Source organism: Alteromonas sp. DYW1, assembly GCF_059752595.1.
The window spans coordinates 1135144-1149823 of the sequence record NZ_CM186038.1 but is presented as its reverse complement, the minus strand read 5'-3'; the positions used below and the strand labels follow the sequence as shown (position 1 = coordinate 1149823).

Sequence of the window (14680 nt, the reverse complement as noted above, 5' to 3'; positions counted from 1 at the left end):
GCGATGTTATTGAACATGCGCTGCGGAAAAATTACGAGCGCATATTCTAGTCATTTTGTTCGCTAAGTATACCGATTTTGTTAGATAGTTGTGGTCTAGTGTAGATTTATTTTTGCAGTTGTTTCTCGAGCTGTTTGACGCGCGCGAACAAATCATCAAGTTGGCGTGCACGCACTGCATTTTTGCGCCATTCGCGATTCGGCATAGCGGGTTGCCCCGAAGAATAGACACCCGCCTCGGTAATGTCACTGGTAATCATCGAGAAACCCGTGATCTGAACCTTGTCAGCAATACTCAAATGCCCATTAATGACAACACTACCGGCAATTACCACGTACTTGCCGATAGTCACGCTGCCTGCCATGCCTGTTTTACCGCAGATACATGAGTGGTCACCGATACGACAGTTGTGTCCAATATGCACCTGATCATCGATAATTACGTTGGTCCCGATAACAGTATCTTCGAGCGCGCCGCGGTCGATGGTCGTGCCAGCACCAATTTGACTGCGGTCACCTACAATCACCGTCCCGGTCTGCGGGATTGCTAACCATTCGCCTTTTTCATTCGCATAACCGAAACCGTCCGATCCAATCACAGTTTGACTATGTACAGTAACCGCTTGACCGAGTTGCACGCCATGATAAATCGTCACGTTAGGATAGATGACCGAATCATTACTGATCTCGGCACCTTCACCAATCACAGTATTCGCACCTATTTGCACGTTATCCCCCACATAAACACCAGCTGCAATCACCGCATTTGGCCCGATACTGACGTTTTCTCCTAACCTTGCAGAGGCCGCTATTGTTGCAGATTGGGCAATGCCGTTAGCCACCCGAGGGGTGTTATCAAATAACTGCGCGATTTTAGCAAACGCCGCATGTGGATTGCTGACAACTAATGCACGTTCAGGGAGGAGGTTTTGATGCTCTTCTGATACTAATACAACACCCGCATTGGTCTCGGCGAGCTCACCTTTGTATTTACTATTGGTGAAAAATGAAACTTGTTGATCATTGGCCGACATCAATGTGTTGACGCCCGTTATTACCTTGCTGTTTAAAACATCATCGGCAACCGATTGTCCGCCCACATGGAGTACCAATTCACTCACGCTGAATTGCGGCATAACTTTTCCTATTCGTGCTTTTATGCCGGGCATTTTAGGCCAATTAGCCTGCGGTTGCTAATTGAAATCAATTCCCAGATGCTGGATTAAGGCACCGCGCAGATTTTATTTACATTTTTATTACAAAAAGCAATCCGATTATTTATCCGCAACGTATTTCCAAAGTATTACAGTGATTCATGCGAACAAAATTCCATGGTGTGAATTTCGTTTCGCCGACAAACATGCGGTCTGCTTAGCCCTGGTATTGCAGAGACTTGGAGGTATATTGTGATTTCTTTTTTGTTTTCGCTATTACTGATCGTAGGCACTGGTGTCGCTGTGTACTTTTTGGGTATTGCCGAACCATCGAACTGGTTATTAATACCCCCTGTGATTGCAGCATGCTTTTTCCTGCTGCTGGGTCGTCTGCCGCGTCCACGGAATTGGCGCCCAGAGACTGCAATTAGGCATTACAATACCGCCAAACATTATTAGCGATTCTGATTTCTCCCTCCTATTGAGCGCCACTATGGCGCTTTTTTTATGTTCCTAGCCGTTTTCGTTTCTGCAACTTTACTGCGGTAAGTGTAGCCATAGTTATGCAATTTTATTTACAATACGCTTTTTACTTAACGTAACGAGAATTTAAATGGCACAGTACGTGTACAGTATGCACCGAGTGGGCAAAATAGTCCCACCTAGCAGGCATATCCTAAAGAATATTTCGCTCAGCTTTTTTCCCGGTGCAAAAATCGGCGTTCTGGGTCTCAATGGCGCAGGTAAATCAACCTTGCTCCGCATCATGGCTGGGGTTGATACTGATATTGAGGGTGAGGCTCGCCCTCAACCGGGGATCAAAATTGGCTACCTACCCCAAGAACCTAAGCTTGATGAAAGCAAAGATGTACGCGGCAATATTGAAGATGCCGTTGCAGACGTAGTTCATGCACTTAAGCGCATTGAGGAAGTCTATGCTGCTTACGCAGAAGAAGGCGCCGATTTTGATGCCTTAGCCAAAGAGCAAGGTGAACTTGAGGCAATCATTCAGGCCAAAGATGGGCATAATCTGGACAATGCCCTAGAGCGAGCGGCTGATGCTCTACGTCTGCCTCCATGGGATGCAGATGTAAGTAAACTATCGGGTGGTGAACGTCGCCGTGTGGCGTTATGTCGCCTATTGCTTGAAAAGCCTGACATGTTATTGCTCGATGAACCAACCAACCACCTAGATGCAGAGTCTGTGGCCTGGTTAGAGCGATTTTTACACGATTATGAAGGGACTGTCGTTGCGATTACCCACGACCGTTATTTCTTGGATAACGTGGCCGGTTGGATCTTGGAATTGGACCGTGGCGAAGGTATTCCTTGGGAAGGCAACTATTCATCGTGGCTTGAACAGAAAGAAGCACGGCTTGAACAGGAAGAACGCACCGAGTCCGCAAGGCAGAAGTCAATAAAGCAAGAACTCGAATGGGTTCGCACCAACCCTAAAGGTCGTCAGGCCAAGAGCAAAGCACGGATGGCGCGCTTCGAAGAGCTTAGTACAGGTGAGTATCAAAAACGCAATGAAACCAACGAGTTATTCATCCCGCCGGGGGAAAGACTCGGGGATAAAGTGCTTGATATTAGCGGCCTAAAGAAGTCCTACGGTGACCGTGTCCTGATTGATAATATGGAGCTCAGCGTTCCGAAAGGCGCTATCGTCGGGATTATTGGTCCTAACGGTGCAGGTAAGTCAACCTTGTTCCGTATGATCAGTGGTCAAGAGCAACCAGATTCAGGGCAGATTGAACTAGGCGAGACCGTACAAATCGCCAGTGTTGAACAATTCCGTGATCATATGAACGGCAACAATACCGTTTGGAAAGAAATTTCTGATGACCAAGATATCATTCGTATTGGTAATTTTGAGATCAATAGTCGCGCGTATTGCAGTCGCTTCAACTTTAAGGGCACCGACCAACAAAAGTTCATCAAAGACTTATCCGGGGGGGAACGTAATCGTGTACACCTCGCAAAATTACTAAAAGCCGGCGGTAATATGTTACTACTGGATGAGCCGACCAACGATCTTGACGTTGAAACCTTGCGCGCATTAGAGAACGCATTGCTGGAATTTCCGGGATGCGCCATGGTTATCTCGCACGACCGCTGGTTCCTCGATCGGGTAGCCACGCACATCCTTGATTATCGCGATGAAGGTAAAACCAATTTCTTTGAAGGCAACTACAGTGACTATGAGCGCTGGTTGAAGGAAAACTTCGGTCAGGATGTGGTAGAGCCGCATCGTCTCAAATACAAACGGATCAGCAAGTAAATCCAAATACAAAACGGCGACCTTAGGTCGCCGTTTTGCAAGTCACTGGATATACCAATCTAACCCTAATGGTCTTCCAATCGATTAAAATCGAAGTAACCAAAACGCACAGGGTCGCGCTGCTGATAATAATCGTGCAAGTCATCGGCGTAAGACCAAAACTGCTCAGATGTGCGCCGGATACCAAAGCGATCAAATAATTGTTCCCTATCCTGTTCGGTTGCAAGCTTTTCAATGGCCTGCACAAAGTCTGGTACTTCGCTAGCCGCAACATCGAAAAATGCATTCGGATGTGAGCTTAAAAAACCGTACCCAACAGTGAGTGAGTCTTCTTCCGGTATTCGCCGTGCTTGCTCTGCAAAGATATGCGAAATGTTACTGTAAGCATTATTGCGAAGTAACGAATAAAAATGGCGTTGCTGCGACTTCTTATCATGTATGCGTATAAAGCTGACCTGCGGTAATAAAGCAGCATGGCGCCCTATTTGGCCGTCCAATTGCAGCAAGGCATCCAGCTGTGTAAACCCGTTGGCAAGTGCATGTTCATTATTCACCGCAGCCGCAACATGATCGGACAACAACTGCAATAGCTCATCGAGTGGTTGCTCTGTGACATAGTTCAATTGAGTCTCACCGGTTAAAATATTGGCTGAGGCAACGTACTCCTCAACGGGTGAAATAATCCCTCGATACCACTTTTCCCAAGTGGCTTTTCGACTCGTTTTTGGCAATAAGGAAAGAAAATTAAATTCACCTTCCATGCGCAAAAAGTCCATGTACATCCGGCTGTTCAGTTGGTGCCCAACATTGCCGTAGACGTCGTATCCGGCGACCAGCAAATAATGGATCCGTTCGAATAACGGGTATGTGATAATCCACGCAGTTTGCGGTTTCTCACCCACTAACCCTTTCACGACCGTAGCAGCATCAAAGTGGCGAAAAACCGTTAACGCCACATTATCATTGCTCCCCTCACCGTCCCAAATCAGCGACAAGTCCAACGGCAACGTTTGATTAATTGTTTGGTTTAAATATTCGCTACGTGCTGCGATATAGTCTTTTTCTTGCTCAGCATAGGTAATCCAATTCGTTGGTAGCGCATTACTATCGGCCGCAGCGGGCAATTCAATCTTGTCACGTGCTTGACTCAAGAAGTCAGCTTCATGCTCAAGAATTGATAGCGACGGTTCAGCAAAAAACACCCAAAAATGGTCATTAATCACATTCAATGCAATCTGACCACGGCATACCGGTCCTTTGATAAACTGCATGATGGTGTATTGAGCCTCACTCAGCATAAACCGATAGCGCGCATTGATAGGAATTTGCTTAAAGGTAACAAAAGGATTGGATGCACTTTCAGTTGCGTAGCCCGGTAGGCTAGTAACTTCATAATCAGCGTCGATAAACCATTGTTGGTAATGCTGCATACGCTGACTATCGAGTCGAAATGGCATATGGGTCTTATCAACAATGGTTTCTCGCACTGGCGCAAAGCGATAGTACACTCGCACTACGCCGGGATCAGAAAATGGCCGCCGTGTCGCAATAATTTCGATCGGCTCACCCGGTGGCGTTTTTGACCTAAATAACCGAAAAAATATAGGCCGCTGATCGGTGTTACTATTAGCGAAATATAAATGAGCGATGAAAAAGTGCTCATACATGTAGCGGGCCATTAACTGGTGTTTGAGCGAATCTCCATTTAAAAACCCTTCCCATTGCGCGATCTGTTGCTGTTCGTATTGGGGTACTGGTGGCATAGGCTCGGTTGCAGCACCTTGTTCTACCCATTGTGTAATGGTTATATGTTCGTCTGCGCTTAGTTGCGGCAGACCATAAGGCATTCCCCATTTGGGGTACTCTTTTTGATAGTCGGCATGTTCCGCAAAGGTTGGACACTGCCACTCGCGGTTAATATCTAAATTAAATTCTTTACCGAGCTGCTTCTGGTCGTTAAGAGGATACTGACGCTTTTGCTCTAACATTTTGATCAGTAGACTGCGCTCGACATTCTGTGCTGGCGACTGTTCCCCTTCATTTAATACCGCAAAAAAGTCTTTATTGCGCCAGTCACTCACGCTATGTGCATCAATGAATAAGCGGCTGGGGTCGGCTGCCAGTAGGCGATCACCTTTGTATACTGGTGCCTTTGAGGCGCCACGGGCTACGCCGTTGAAGGATCCCAGTTTTAACTGACATGGCGCGTCATAGCAGGCATGACAAACAACGCAGCGGCGATCCATTACGGGCTTAACATCGCGCTCGAAGACAACGTCCGCGTGCGTCAAGGGGGTATCGTAGATACTCGGAGTTGGTTCATGTGTTGACCGCGGGTACAAATATACGCCAACCAAGAATGCGATGATAACGCTTGCAGCAACAACATTTCTGAGCATACAAATTCCTGTGAGTAAGTGTTAATTGAGCGCCTCAAGCGCCTCCTCTAATCGCTTGACTCCCAATACACTCAACCCTGGGATCGTCTGTTTTGGCTGATTCGCAAGCGGGACTATAGCCCGCTTAAAACCATGCTTGGCTGCTTCAGTCAAACGTTCCGTACCATTCGGAACCGGGCGAATTTCTCCGGCAAGCCCTACCTCACCAAAAACGATAAGGTCACGGGGTAATGGCTTATTGCGAAAACTCGATACCATCGCCACCAATAACGCTAAATCGGCACCCGTCTCATTGATCCGCACGCCACCAACAACGTTTGCAAAGACGTCTTGGTCATTCATCTGAATGTTGCCATGTCGGTGCAGTACAGCCAATAACATCGCTAAGCGGTTCTGCTCCAACCCCACCGCCACCCTGCGTGGATTATTCAATTGAGTGTAATCAACCAGTGCTTGCAACTCTACCAACAGTGGACGAGTGCCTTCCCAAACCACCATCACACTGCTGCCCGGTGATTCAGTGTCATGTCGGTTCAAAAATATTGCCGATGGATTTTTTACTTCCCTTAGACCCTTTTCGGTCATCGCAAAAACACCCAGTTCATTAACGGCGCCGAAGCGATTTTTATGGCTCCGTAATGTTCGATAACGATTGTCGCTGTCGCCATCTAACATCATTGAACTGTCGATACAATGCTCGAGTACCTTTGGCCCAGCCAAGTGCCCCTCTTTCGTCACATGGCCAACAATAAACATAGCAATATGGTGTTGCTTGGCGAATCGCGTGAGATACGCTGCGCTCTCGCGAACCTGCGAGACACTGCCTGGTGCTGACTGCACGTCCGCCACATGCATAACCTGAATGGAATCGATCACCATGACCTGTGGCTTATGTTGCTGTGCTAGTTCGCATATCGTATCAACATTAGTTTCTGACAGCAGCGCAAGTTTTTGTTTTGGTAATCCCAGCCGATCGGCACGCAACGCAACTTGTTGTAACGATTCTTCGCCGGTGACATACAAAGTATTCATTGTTTGCGATAAGGCGCACATGACCTGCAACAGCAAGGTACTTTTACCGGCTCCGGGTGAGCCTCCAATAAGCATCGCTGCGCCTGGCACAATACCACCGCCTAGCACTCTATCAAGCTCTTGAAAGGTCGATGAGAAACGCGGCAAGTCACTCAAGACGATTTCATCTAAACGAGTAATTTTCGCTTGGGTTTGCCCTGCATATCCACTGAGATTGCGAGTTCTTCCTGCATTTGCCGGAGCGAGTACAACTTCAGACACGGTATTCCATGCCCCACAATCATTACACTGACCTTGCCAGCGCGGATACTCTGCACCGCAGTCAGAACATACATATGCAGTTTTTCGTTTTGCCATAGGTTCTTTAATTCAGTTATATTGCCTTAATGGCAATTTCGCTATCTTACTGGTGGATAATAAAAATTTGCCGATACAGGTTACAGGATTTAGTCTCATTGCTCTATGGCAATTATTTTTACACGCACCTATAACAGCCCAAAATGAGTCCAGAAATAAACGAATATAGCGACCTGATTGAGCGCCTCAAACCGATGGTTAATGAACCTGAGTTTAATCAGGTCCTTAACCAAGTGGCGAGTCACCTAACGCGTGACCGTCGGTTTTTATTAAAAATGGAGCTCAAACGCCTGGCTCGCCCTTGCATTCGCGTGATCGATCTACGCGGTAAAGTTGATGGTGAATGTGAAGTTTTTGAGCACGACGGTCGTCAACACTTTCTTGATTCAATTGCGCGTGAAACGTTTGAGCAGCAAGTACGCATATTTGGTCAATACACACTAGGTGTGTACGAGGCAGTCCATAGGACAGAAAATAATCTTAAGCTCATGCGCGAAGAAGCCAAGAACGCAAAGAATGAGCAAGATGAGGAAGACGACGTGCAGCCATTGGAGCGTTTCATGGCTCCTTTAACTTCCCTCATGGCCTATCCAAAGCGTGACGATGAGCGTATGAATTATGCCGTCGCGCTGGAATTGTTTACTGAACACAACAATAGTGTACTCGCAACCAGCATTGATATTTCGCGTTCTGGTATGCGCGTAAAACTGAATTCTGACTATTTGTTCAAACCAAATGAAAAGTTATCAGTCTATTTTCGTGGGATGGAAGCCGAATATGCATTGGATAAAAAGCATGGCATTAATTATCAGATTGTGGAGATTGCGCGCGAACAAAAAGAACAACGGCTGCGCTTAAAACGCCTATCTGAAGATAAAAATCCACAGTTTGATGACTTCCTAGAAAAATTCATTCATGGCAATAAGCGTCGCTATAAAGTGAATATGGATAACACCTTAGCGGCCATAAAAAGTAAAACCTGTGAGCAGTATTATACGCCACGCTTTCCCTCGCTACCGGTGTTTGTGGACTATGTTGATGGGCTATACGTCCCTCGCTATGCGATGCTGAATGATGCGAATCGGAATACGGTGCAATACTGGACAGACGAAGCGGATAATTTTCGTATTGGTTATCTATGCAGTCATTCACGAATTGCGAAAATGGCCACTGCACCTGCGGGTCAGCGTAACTGCTTTGTATTTGTGTTTACGCATGTAAAAGACGGTAAAATCTATTACTACTCTTGCACCATGGATGAACTAGAGCATCATCCGACCTTGCGTTCTGTTTACCTTGGTTTTGGCGCGCGAAAGGTCAGTTGGCGGGTTTTCAAGCTGCAACTGACGGATGTAGTTCCAGAGCAGGCACATGTTCCTCTATCGATACCTGACTCGGTCAGCGAAGCAGTAAAAAGACAAAATCATCCACCTGCCCCGCGTTTAATGGCACGTTTAAAGAACCTTAAACACATTCTCATCGTTACTGATGTCACTTCGGAATGGGGCCAACAATGCTACGAGAAACAGCCGATCAAACGATCTGAGCTCGCTAAGCTGAAAGTGTTTGGTCATCCGCGTAATAAGCCTCCAGTGGATATAAAGACTTTTCGCTTTAAGTATTTGGAACAACGCGTTGAAACTCGCTATCAGTTGCGCTCCAAGATTGAACTTCAGTTTGACGACATTACCCTGGCTGGCATCAGTGAAGATGTTTCGGTGCAAGGCTTACGCATAGAGTTAGACAGCTTCTTTCATGGTGAGGTCAACAGCCAGGTTGTGTTGAGTTTTCCACATTTACAAAAAATCACCAAAAAATACCGCTTAGAAAATCTGAAGTATCGAGTAATTAATCTCAGCAATGACCGCAACGTTTTACATTTAAAGGTCATCAATGAAGAAGGGAATGTAGCTAAGTTGTTCTTTGATGACCTCATTAAACACAACAAGAGTCGTTTAAAAGCCTATGCCGACGAAGAAGAAATTCCAGGAATTGGCCATGCGTTGCGCTGTATGTACGCAAAAAATGTAGAAAATATCGCCTTTTTTATCCGCAAAGAGAAGAATCAGTACATCCCAGACACGGTAATCAATCACGGCCAGAATTCTCGGATTGCCCATCTTGGTGAACAATTTGCCGAGCCCGGACAATTCAATCTCGAATTTCTATATCGTGACCGGTCGAAAGAATACAGTTTTATCCATGAGGCTATTAGCCAACTGCGAATAGAGCCCAATCCGCTGCATCGAGAACTGTTTATTGCATTTAACCCCTCTGCTACTGAATTGACTGAAGCGATTAAACCGCGTTTTTCAGAGCAGTTTCTTGACGATGAACAACGCGAGACGTTTATCCATAATGCGTTAAAGCAGGGGCAATTTATCGCGATACACGTGTACATGTCACTGACTGGCCGCCCAGACTTAGAATTACTTCAATCTGAATTTAATTACGTTAGCGTTTACGCGATCCATCGCGCCAAGGAGCTCGAAGAACAACTATGGAGCATTGGCGCTATGGGGAATTTAATCGATATTACTGACGAAGTTATGTACCGCTATGGCTTTGATAGCCAGCGTATACGAGACAATTATAGGCCGCCCAACCATGTGGTGGAAACAGACAACATTGAAGCCTTACTGCGTCAATAACGCATATACAGCAATAGTGTATCTAGTCCGGTAAACTGAATTGCAACGTCTGCTTGCTGTTCAACCACTGGCTTAGCTTTAAACGCCACGCCCAAACTCGCTACTTTCATCATCGCGAGATCGTTCGCACCATCACCCATAGCGATAGTTTGTGTTTGAGCGATCTGAAATTGCTGAGCCAGTTGTAGGACTGTGTCAGCTTTTACCTGTGCATCAACGATATTACCGTTCACTTGCCCTGACAATTGCGCATCTTCAACGGCTAACTCATTGGCAACAGCAGCATCCAAACCTAACCGATGCTGGAGATGCTCAGCAAAAAACGTAAACCCCCCAGACGCAATCGCTATACGCCAATTCATCGCCTGTAATTGCGCAACAAGCCTGATCAAACCCGGCATCAACGGTAAGCGCCGACGAACTGTGTTCAGCGTACTTACCGGCAAGCCTTGCAAACATGCCACCCGAGAGCGCAGACTGTCGGCAAAATCTAACTCTCCTCGCATCGCCCGCTCAGTCACCTCAGATACTGCATCACCAACACCGGCCAACTTGGCGATTTCATCAATGCACTCACACGCAATAACCGTGCTGTCCATATCCATAACGAGTAAGCCCGGTTGACTGGATGCCGGGGCATTTTGAGTGACAACAACTTCAACACCTAACAACTCACGTAAACGCGATATTTCAGCCTCCGGCTGTGCACATTTAAGCGCACGCATGGGGAACACTAAGCCGATCGTTGCGGTGACAAAATCACTCTTGGGATGAATAAAGAAACCGTCAAAATCAGCTAATTGACGTAATTCTGTATACACCTCTTCAATTAACGTCCAAGTAGGTGCAACAATTACGACATGTAGCCATTGAGCATAGTCTTGATAATTATCGCTTGGATAATACTGCCATTGCCCACTGCCAATAAAACTAAAACAAACTGATCCCAAGCACTGTTGAGCTATCGGCTGAAAAGCCGCATAGGTATCTTTTTCATGTTGGGTAACACAAGCAAACTGAATCGGATCCGAGATTTCCAAAATAATGATTTCACAGCTGCAAAAATAGGACATAAAGTCTACCGAATGCTTTTCGAACATGAAACTACCCTTGGCAATTATTCTGGAATAACATAATGTGACGGTTTTAATTGCAAAGGTTCGACGCAGTGGCAATAGCAACGCACAGTACATACACCGTGTATAAGCGCATCGCGAATCTGATTTTGATCTTGATCGGGATCGCCGTCGGAGCCAATTTATGGTGGGTCAATAAAACCCAAACCACACAGTTTTATCGCGTTCAAGCTGAACAATTAGGGCGTAGTCTAAGCCAGCAGAAAGCCCTTGATTTAGCCAACTATGTGGCCACTGATAATGACGCGCAATTACAGGTTGCATTGCACCAACTCGTTTCTGATCCACATGTTGTGAGTGCCGTCGTCTATGATTTCCGCGGTCGCATTTTAGCTCAAGAAGGTGTGTCAGGCGCTTTTGTTGACGACTTTAAAACTCATCAAAAAGCCCCACTGACGTTCGTCGCTGACATCAGTCGTGCAGCAGATATTGGGTTTACCGAGGCTGTCAGTGATGCGTCAGAAAGACCAACGCAGGTAATCGGTTATTTACAAGTCCAACTAGATGCTGAACAAGTGATGGCCCATCACACTACCTACCAAAAGCAACTCAACCAGCAGCGAATAGTATTCATGATAATGGCTGCACTGGTGGCGCTGTATATTACCCGAGCGTTTTATAAATTACGCTTTCGCTTGCATAGACAAATACGCGCAAAACAGCGACTAGGCAAACAGCGCTAAATAATTTTGCGTTGTCCGGCGACAGACTTCAGTAGCAGGTAAATTCAGAGTTTGCGCAACACAGGCGGCTATTTCCGCTGTCTGCGCTGGCGTATTTCTTGCCCCCTGATAGCCATGCAAGGGCATATCAGGTGAGTCTGTCTCTAGTACGATTGCATCCAGTCCTACAGCTTGAATAGTGTCACGTGTTCTGTTGCCACGGGGATACGTAATGGTGCCACCAATACCCAATAGAAATCCACGCTCGAGATAACTCATGGCTAGTTCGACACCGCCTGAAAATCCATGGATTATCCCGCCACATTCAAAACTATGGGTTGTTAAACGTTGAGCAATGAGGTGGTGTGTTCTACGCGCATGAATAATGAGGGGTTTGTTAACTTCTTTTGCGAGTTGAATGTGTGCATCAAAAACTTCCACTTGCGTAGCCATTGGACATTCTATGGCCGCATCTAGCCCACATTCACCAACAGCACGTATGGCAGCCAATTGTTGAAACACGAGTGTACGTAACTGATTGAGAGATTCACGATGCTCAGCGATTGAGTGCGGCATTAAAAAATAAGGATGTAATCCAAGCGCAATGTCAATCTGCGGATGTTGACCTAACGTTAATAGTGCGGACCAGCGACTTGCCTCAGTACCAGGCACCATAAAACGTTCAACCCCTGCAGCAATTGCGCACTGAATAACGTCTTCGCGATCGGCATCAAAAGCCGCAAAGTCCAAATGACAATGACTATCGACTAAGGCATTAAACGCTGAATTTTCCATGTCGCATCAGCTTGCCGAGTGTATTCAAAGCGATCATGCATGCGATGCTCGCCACCTTGCCAAAACTCGATAAGCGCAGGTTTAACTAGATATCCCCCCCAAAAATCAGGCACAGGAACCTCTCCGCTAGCAAACTTTTGCTTCAACTGTGAGAATTGCGTCATCAATAATTCTCGAGTAGAAATCGGTTGGCTTTGTTTCGACGCCCATGCCGCTACTTGGCTCTCTTTGGGACGTGACAGAAAATATTTCGCCACGGCTGTACGCGAAAGTAATTGAGCTTCGCCACACACTCTGACTTGCCGCTCGAGCAAATACCATGGGAAATGCAAAGAGATTTTGGGATTCTGCGTTAATTCTTGCGCCTTGCGACTGCCTAAATTGGTAAAAAACACAAACCCTTCGGCATTCACATCCTTTAACAACACAATACGTTGTGACGGTTGCCCATCAGCCGCAACAGTTGCCACCGTCATTGCCGTAGGATCAGGAATTTGGCTATCCACAACATCTTGTAACCAACGATTAAACAGCACCATAGGGTCAGCATCCAGTTGGTCTTCCGTCAAACGTCCTTTGGTATAACTGCGTCGAATATCTGCCAAATCAGTCATGCGTGACCTCTTAATCAGTTGTCGGTGTAACCCAACGAGCGCAGTGCTCGCTCATCATCAGCCCAGCCACTTTTTACTTTTACCCACAGTTCTAAAAATACCTTGCTATCAAATAAGGCTTCCATGTCCTTGCGCGCTTCGGCACCTATCTTCTTCAGGTGTGAGCCGCCTTTGCCAATCACCATGCGTTTTTGCGATTCTCGCTCAACTAAAATTAAACCACCGATCCTCAGCATCCCTGTGTCAGTTTGTAAAAATTGTTCTATTTCAACCGTGACCGAATAAGGTAGTTCATCGCCTGTAAAGCGCATGAGTTTTTCGCGAATAATCTCCGCAGCCATAAAACGGCTGGAACGATCGGTGATATAGTCTTCTGGAAAATAGTATTCACTTTCTGGCTGGGCGGCGATAACCAGTTGCCGTAACCGATCGACATTCTTACCGGTTTTACTGCACACTGGGATCAATTCAGCAAAATCAAACTTTTCATTGAGTCGCTGTAATTGCGCAATCAGTTCGCTCTCTTCATTTATTTTGTCAATTTTATTGACCACTAACCAACAGGGTAACCGCGAATTACGGATTTTGTTCAGCACCATCTCATCATCGTCATTCCAACGGGTGCCTTCTACCACGAACAGTACCAAGTTGACTTCGCCCAAAGAACTCGATGCAGCTCGATTCATGACTCGGTTAATCGCTCGCTTTTCTTCGCTGTGCAATCCCGGAGTATCAACATAGATGGTTTGACAGTTGTCACGTGTATCAATACCCAAGATGCGATGTCTCGTTGTTTGCGGTTTACGCGAGGTAATACTCACCTTTTGTTCTAGTAACTGGTTGAGTAGCGTTGATTTACCTACATTGGGGCGCCCAACGATGGCCACCATGCCACATCGAGTTTGCAATTCTGTCATGCTGTTGGATTTTCCTGTACGTGCTTCAGCATCAGTTGTGCTGCATGCTGCTCTGCTTTGCGCCGACTGGCTCCTATCCCTTGGGTGGTAAGTGCTCGATGCGAGACCTTGCAATCCACATAAAAGGTTTGCGCGTGATCCTTACCTTGAATATTGGTCACACTATAGTCTGGTAAGGGTAATTGTCGTGACTGTAAGAACTCTTGCAATTGGGTTTTGGGATCTTTGGGATGCGCATTAGGATCCAGCTGTTTGATACGCTCATTGAGCAAGGTCAAAATCACGCCCTGACATTGTTGTTCGTCAGAATCTAAATAAATCGCCCCCAAAATTGCTTCAACCGCATCAGCTAAAATCGAGCTACGTCGGTGACCGCCGCTTTTCATTTCACCTGGCCCTAAGCGTAACCAATCACCCAGTTCACAGTCCTTAGCTATTTGGGCTAATGTCTCACCTTTAACCAAACTTGCGCGCATGCGCGTGAGCTTGCCTTCAGGAACATCTGGGTAGTGGTCAAACAGTGCACGAGCCACTACCATGCCCAATATCGCATCACCTAGAAACTCTAAGCGCTCGTTGTGATGTTTATCAGCACTTCGGTGCGTAAGCGCCTGCTGCAATAAGCTAAGATCAGTGAACTGATAGCCTAAGTGTTTATAAATATGTCTGGCTGACGCCTGAAT

11 protein-coding genes are annotated in these 14680 nt (G+C 46.4%); 3 read left to right on the top strand and 8 right to left on the bottom strand.

Translation table 11 applies throughout. The features are described 5' to 3' along the window. Positions 1-106: 106 nt before the first annotated feature. The gene (gene lpxD, locus AC121Z_RS05110) at positions 107-1135 is read right to left on the bottom strand and encodes a UDP-3-O-(3-hydroxymyristoyl)glucosamine N-acyltransferase (protein ID WP_498127213.1); all 1029 of its coding nucleotides are present in this window, start codon (positions 1133-1135) and stop codon (positions 107-109) included. A 631-nt stretch (positions 1136-1766) separates the two neighbouring features. Here lpxD and ettA point away from each other — a divergent pair. After that, the gene (ettA, locus tag AC121Z_RS05105; RefSeq protein WP_498127212.1) at positions 1767-3434 is read left to right on the top strand and encodes an energy-dependent translational throttle protein EttA; all 1668 of its coding nucleotides are present in this window, start codon (positions 1767-1769) and stop codon (positions 3432-3434) included. Between the two features lie 65 nt (positions 3435-3499). On the opposite strand, the gene AC121Z_RS05100 is transcribed toward ettA, so the two are convergent. Together AC121Z_RS05100 and radA are read right to left on the bottom strand one after the other, a co-directional pair. Next, positions 3500-5833 carry a fatty acid cis/trans isomerase gene (locus tag AC121Z_RS05100; RefSeq protein WP_498127211.1) on the bottom strand — a complete coding sequence of 778 codons (2334 nt, stop codon included), beginning with the start codon at positions 5831-5833 and terminating at the stop codon, positions 3500-3502. Between the two features lie 21 nt (positions 5834-5854). Then, the gene (gene radA / locus AC121Z_RS05095) at positions 5855-7222 is read right to left on the bottom strand and encodes a DNA repair protein RadA (RefSeq protein WP_498127210.1); all 1368 of its coding nucleotides are present in this window, start codon (positions 7220-7222) and stop codon (positions 5855-5857) included. Positions 7223-7365: 143 nt separating this feature from the next. Between radA and AC121Z_RS05090 the strand changes: the two genes are divergently transcribed. Then, positions 7366-9873 carry a PilZ domain-containing protein gene (locus tag AC121Z_RS05090; RefSeq protein ID WP_498127209.1) on the top strand — a complete coding sequence of 836 codons (2508 nt, stop codon included), beginning with the start codon at positions 7366-7368 and terminating at the stop codon, positions 9871-9873. On the opposite strand, the gene serB is transcribed toward AC121Z_RS05090, so the two are convergent. Continuing rightward, a complete protein-coding gene (gene serB / locus AC121Z_RS05085; protein WP_498127208.1) occupies positions 9867-10973 on the bottom strand; it encodes a phosphoserine phosphatase SerB in 1107 nt (368 codons plus the stop codon). The two genes, AC121Z_RS05090 and serB, sit on opposite strands and share 7 nt — an antisense overlap. 68 nt (positions 10974-11041) lie before the next feature. Here serB and AC121Z_RS05080 point away from each other — a divergent pair, with 68 nt between their 5' ends. Beyond that, entirely contained in the window at positions 11042-11692 is a 651-nt protein-coding gene (locus AC121Z_RS05080) for an AhpA/YtjB family protein (RefSeq protein ID WP_498127207.1), read from the top strand. Here the strand turns inward: AC121Z_RS05080 and AC121Z_RS05075 are convergent. The 4 genes from AC121Z_RS05075 to rnc are packed head-to-tail and all read right to left on the bottom strand — an operon-like array spanning position 11675 to position 14680. Next, positions 11675-12466: a TatD family hydrolase gene (locus AC121Z_RS05075; protein ID WP_498127206.1), complete on the bottom strand. Its 792-nt coding sequence runs from the start codon at positions 12464-12466 to the stop codon at positions 11675-11677. The genes AC121Z_RS05080 and AC121Z_RS05075 overlap by 18 nt on opposite strands. Continuing rightward, the gene (gene pdxH, locus AC121Z_RS05070; RefSeq protein WP_498127205.1) at positions 12439-13080 is read right to left on the bottom strand and encodes a pyridoxamine 5'-phosphate oxidase; all 642 of its coding nucleotides are present in this window, start codon (positions 13078-13080) and stop codon (positions 12439-12441) included. Before pdxH ends, AC121Z_RS05075 begins: the two co-directional genes overlap by 28 nt. Before the next feature lie 14 nt (positions 13081-13094). Beyond that, on the bottom strand, positions 13095-13997 hold the full coding sequence (era, locus tag AC121Z_RS05065; RefSeq protein WP_498127204.1) for a GTPase Era: 903 nt from the start codon (positions 13995-13997) through the stop codon (positions 13095-13097). Further along, complete coding sequence (rnc, locus tag AC121Z_RS05060) at positions 13994-14680, bottom strand: ribonuclease III (protein ID WP_498128154.1); 687 nt, start codon at positions 14678-14680, stop codon at positions 13994-13996. The genes era and rnc overlap by 4 nt, the downstream gene beginning before the upstream one ends.

What these genes read in the sequence shown, in the direction of transcription:
- lpxD (WP_498127213.1), bottom strand. Translation starts at nt 1,135, where the DNA reads ATGCCGCAATTCAGCGTGAGTGAATTGGTACTCCATGTGGGCGGACAA.
- era (WP_498127204.1), bottom strand. Translation starts at nt 13,997, where the DNA reads ATGACAGAATTGCAAACTCGATGTGGCATGGTGGCCATCGTTGGGCGC.
- radA (WP_498127210.1), bottom strand. Translation starts at nt 7,222, where the DNA reads ATGGCAAAACGAAAAACTGCATATGTATGTTCTGACTGCGGTGCAGAG.
- AC121Z_RS05075 (WP_498127206.1), bottom strand. Translation starts at nt 12,466, where the DNA reads ATGGAAAATTCAGCGTTTAATGCCTTAGTCGATAGTCATTGTCATTTG.
- serB (WP_498127208.1), bottom strand. Translation starts at nt 10,973, where the DNA reads ATGTTCGAAAAGCATTCGGTAGACTTTATGTCCTATTTTTGCAGCTGT.
- AC121Z_RS05090 (WP_498127209.1), top strand. Translation starts at nt 7,366, where the DNA reads ATGAGTCCAGAAATAAACGAATATAGCGACCTGATTGAGCGCCTCAAA.
- AC121Z_RS05100 (WP_498127211.1), bottom strand. Translation starts at nt 5,833, where the DNA reads ATGCTCAGAAATGTTGTTGCTGCAAGCGTTATCATCGCATTCTTGGTT.
- pdxH (WP_498127205.1), bottom strand. Translation starts at nt 13,080, where the DNA reads ATGACTGATTTGGCAGATATTCGACGCAGTTATACCAAAGGACGTTTG.
- ettA (WP_498127212.1), top strand. Translation starts at nt 1,767, where the DNA reads ATGGCACAGTACGTGTACAGTATGCACCGAGTGGGCAAAATAGTCCCA.